The 4,705-nt window shown below is 48.2% G+C and carries 3 protein-coding genes; all 3 read left to right on the forward strand.

Annotated features, from left to right (window positions below; translation table 11 throughout):
- Positions 1–1,638 precede the first annotated feature (1,638 nt).
- Complete coding sequence (locus GL182_RS17360) at positions 1,639–2,376, forward strand: polysaccharide biosynthesis/export family protein (RefSeq protein WP_163381247.1); 738 nt, start codon at positions 1,639–1,641, stop codon at positions 2,374–2,376.
- A 293-nt stretch (positions 2,377–2,669) separates the two neighbouring features.
- Positions 2,670–2,963, forward strand: a complete 294-nt coding sequence (locus GL182_RS17365; RefSeq protein WP_240469876.1) for a GIY-YIG nuclease family protein — start codon at positions 2,670–2,672, stop codon at positions 2,961–2,963.
- 222 nt (positions 2,964–3,185) lie between these two features.
- Positions 3,186–4,496 carry a nucleotide sugar dehydrogenase gene (locus GL182_RS17370; RefSeq protein ID WP_163381057.1) on the forward strand — a complete coding sequence of 437 codons (1,311 nt, stop codon included), beginning with the start codon at positions 3,186–3,188 and terminating at the stop codon, positions 4,494–4,496.
- The last annotated feature ends 209 nt before the right edge of the window (positions 4,497–4,705 follow it).

Here is a 4,705-nt window from a genome sequence, read left to right on the forward strand (position 1 = left end):
GATACAGATAATACTGTGAGTAGTATAAATTTCATCCGAATGACGGAAAAGTAAATAGGAAAGGCAAATAAAAAATCCAGAACGAACGAAATCCCCCTTTAAAAAGGGGGGAGGGGGATTTATTTCGCACCCGTCCGGGGATTACAAATCCCCCGGTCTGTACCACGGGATTGCAAATCCCACAGAGCACGCGCTGTTTGACATTTGCAATGTCGAACCCAGATAATCAGGATTTGCAATCCTGGCTTTACGTGCACGTAATGGGGAATACAAATCCCCTAAGCGATACAGATAATACTGTGAGTAATATAAATTTCATCCGAATGACGGAAAAGTAAATAGGAAAGGCAAATAAAAAATCCAGAACGAACGAAATCCCCCTTTCCAAAGGGGGACACAGGGGGATTTTTTCGCACCCGTCCGGTGATTACAAATCCCCCGATCTGTACCACGGGATTACAAATCCCGCGGAGCGCGCGCTGTTCGACATTTGCAATGTCGAACCACAGATAATCAGGATTTGCAATCCTGCATTACGTGCACGTAATGGGGATTACAAATCCCCTAAGCGATACAGATAATACTGTGAGTAGTATAAATTTCATCCGAATGACGGAAAAGTAAATAGGAAAGGCAAATAAAAAATCCAGAACGAACTAAATCCCCCTTTCCAAAGGGGGACACAGGGGGATTTTTTTCGCAGTTAAATAGGCTGGAAATGGGCTGAGGGAATCAAAGTTGCTGTTTGGCATCGGTGCTTGATTTGTGTAGTCATCATGGTTGTTAAGGGTTAAAATGGTTAATCGTTTAATGCAAACCAATCACCAGAAACCACAGTGCCGTAGGCACGCCCGATATGGTAACTGTGGGTTTCAATCCGCAGACCATAAGCCGATAATTGTCCCAAAGTCCCGTAGGGACGACCGATACTTTGCGTGGACGTACAAATGTTCCGTACCTACGGCACTTTATCCCTTTAGATTGGCTAACAACCATGGGCTGAACCCCATGGTTATTAGATCTGCCGCTCCTAACGGAGCTTTTGGATTTGAGAAATGGACTTAGTGACTAAGAGAAGGGGAGATTTATGGCCAATCAAAAACTTCGCGTCCTCTGTGCCTTCTTTGGGTCCTCTGTGACCAAAAAAAAAGTCAATGTAAACGTCCGGGGATTACAAATCCCCCTTTATTGGCACCACGGGATTGCAAATCTTGCGGAGCCATGCTGTTCGAAAAATGGTAAATCCAACGATGACCCCTCAATTAACCAATTAAGCAGTTAACCAGTTAACCAATCCAAACCCTTCGCGTCCTCTGTGCCTTCTTCGTGCCCTCTGCGACCAAAAAAAAGATATGTTCGAAAATGGTAAATCTAACGATGCCCCCTCAATTAACCAATTAAGCAGTTAAACAATTAAACCCTACCTGCAGATCGCTGTCTCTACCTTCTCTATCTACTATGTACCGAATCGACGAAAATTTTTCCCCAAACTATTTTTTACTGCCCCTCTTTTAAATATCTTTGAACCATACATTTCCTTTTTATCCTATTCCAATGAAACTGATTAATAACCTATTTTTTACCTGTTTGATCCTGCTTTTGGCTGCGGCTTGTGTTTCTAACGAACGCATCATCTACATGCAGGATACGGATGAAGATGTTCCCCTTTACACCGAAACAGAGCTGGTACCCAACCGTACCGCCGAATACTACCTGCAATACAACGATGTGGTGGACATCAATATCCAAACCACCTCCCCCGAACTGAATGAGATTTTCGGCATCGCCGCAGGGGACCAGTCGGCACGGATGAACATGGCGCAAGGTGCCCAGAATGGAGGAGATATTTTCTTTATGAACGGCTATACCATCGATGAAAACGGGCTGGTGGAACTGCCCCTGCTGGGAGAAATCGAACTCCTGGGACTGACCACCAAGGCTGCCCAGGCACTGATCGAAAAGGAACTGCAGGCCTATGTCAATGAAGAGGATTACTTCGTGCGTGTACGCCTGGGTGGGATTCGCTTTTCCGCCCTGGGGGAATTCAACAGCGTGGGCAACTTTACCATACTCCAAAACAGGATCAGCATCCTGCAGGCCATTGCCCATGCAGGTGACATGACCACCACTGCCAAAAGGGATGAAGTGGTGCTGGTCCGGCAGTATCCCGAAGGAACCAAATCTTACAGGATCAACCTGAACGATAAACGACTCATAGCGTCCGAATTTTATTTTCTAAGACCCAACGACCTGCTCTATGCCGAACCCATGAAAATCAGGGAACTGGGCACCGGGATTACCTTCGTGCAGACCTTCCAACTGGCAGTCACCACCTTATCCGCCGTACTGCTGGTGCTGAACGCCCTGAATCGGTAGGTCAGAAAAAAATTAAACCATTAATTTGGGCAAAGTGTTGGTGGTTTGATATAAAATTCATTTTTTTGTATTCGATCGTGTTTTTATTAGTTCCCAAATGGGACTTACGGGGCGAAGCTGTGCCTGGCCCCTTCGGCTCCGCTCAGGGACCGCCCTTTAGGCTCCGCTCAGGGACCGCCCTTTAGGCTCCGCTCAGGGACCGCCAACTTCACAACAAAAAAATAGTCCCGGTGGCTGAGCGCAGCCGAAGCCAGCGGAATAGGAAGCTCAGCTAATTAAGGATGGTTGGCTATATGTACATATTGTTATGCGCAGATGGAAGCTACTACACAGGAAGTACAACTGATCTGGACAGGCGCCTGCTGCAACATCAAAGCGCAGAGGGTTCTATTTATACCAAAAATCGATTACCTGTCAAATTGGTGTATTATGAAACCTTTGCCCGCATTGATGAAGCCTTTTACCGGGAAAAACAGGTTCAAGGGTGGTCTAGAAAGAAAAAAGAAGCATTGATTCGGGGAGCCACAGCAGAAATCAGGAAGTTGGCCGAATGTAAAAACGAAACTCATTTTAGGAATAAGAAATAATCCCTTCGGCTCCGCTCAGGGACCGCCAATCTTTTCGGTGGCTGAGCGAAGCCGAAGCCAGCGAAGCCGAAACCAGCGAAGTCGAAGCCCGGCTGCGCTCAGGGACCGCCAACTGTACAACAAAAAAATAGTCCCGGTGGCTGAGCGAAGTCGAAGCCAGCAGCTATATTTGCAACTTGTCTTTAAAAACAAGTATTTTTCTTCCATTAAATTATTTGATCTATGACAGCGCCATTAAGACCTCTTAAGGAGGCAAAAATCGCCGTAATCGGCCTGGGCTATGTGGGATTGCCCCTGGCCGTGGAATTTGCCAAAAAGTTTCCCGTCATCGGATTCGATATCTCCGAAAGAAGGGTTGCCGAACTCAATGCAGGTAAGGACTTTACCCTGGAAGTAGCCGATGAAGACCTTAAAAAGGTACTTTCCAACAATCCCCAACCCGGCGAAAACGGACTTTTGAATACCTGCGATGCGGCGCAACTGGCCGATTGCCAGATTTATGTGGTCACCGTACCCACCCCCACCGACCGGCACAACCGCCCCGTGCTCACCCCCATGCTCAAGGCTTCCGAAACCATCGGCAAGTACCTCAAAAAAGGAGATGTAGTCATCTATGAATCCACCGTCTACCCCGGGGTGACGGAGGAGGAGTGTGTGCCCGTGCTGGAAAAAGTCAGCGGCCTCCGTTATAACGAAGACTTTTACGCCGGCTATTCCCCCGAACGCATCAACCCGGGAGACAAGGAACATACCGTAGCTAAAATATTGAAAGTGACCTCCGGTTCTACGCCCGAGGTGGCCGAATATGTGGACCGCCTGTACCGGGAAGTGATCACGGCCGGCACGCACAAGGCCAGCAGCATCAAGGTGGCCGAAGCCGCCAAGGTGATTGAGAATTCCCAGCGGGACATCAACATCGCCTTTGTCAACGAACTCTCCAAAATATTTAACCTGCTGCAGATCGATACCCAGGAGGTATTGGCCGCTGCGGGCACCAAGTGGAACTTCCTGCCCTTCAAACCCGGCCTGGTAGGAGGCCATTGCATCAGTGTGGACCCCTTTTACCTGGCACAAAAAGCCCAGGAAGTAGGTTATCACCCTGAGATCATTCTTGCCGGACGCCGGCTCAACGACTCCATGGGCAAGCACGTGGCCACGGAGGTGATCAAGCACATGATGCGCAAAGACCTGAAAGTCATCGATTCCAAGGTGCTGATCCTGGGTTTTACCTTTAAGGAAGACTGCCCCGACGTGCGGAATACCCGCGTGATCGATATTTACCAGGAGCTGCGCACCTTTGACATGGACGTAGACGTCTACGATCCCTGGGCAAACAAAGAAGAAGTGTCCCATGAGTACGGTCTGGAAATCATCGACGGAGCGGATTGCCCCAATATCGCCGACTACTCCGCCATCGTCCTTGCCGTCGCCCACCAAAAATTCCGAGACCTTCCGATCCAAAAAAGCAAAGACCTCGTCGTCTTCGATGTCAAGGCAGTTTTGGATAAGGATAAGGTGGATGCGAGGTTGTAGTAATGACCGACCAATTGACCGAGCACAACTCCCCCTTAAAAAGGGGGATTTGATTGCGAATAGTTTTCTATCCTGAGAAAAGATTTCCGACCAATCCACCGTGTACAATTCCCCCTTACCAAGGTGGCTGGGGGGATTTGCCTACGTAATCATCAAGAAATCAGTTTGATGAAAATTTGAGATGCTCTAAAAAATCCCCCTTGCCCCCT

This window comes from Cyclobacterium sp. SYSU L10401 (assembly GCF_010993705.1).
Lineage (GTDB): Bacteria > Bacteroidota > Bacteroidia > Cytophagales > Cyclobacteriaceae > Cyclobacterium.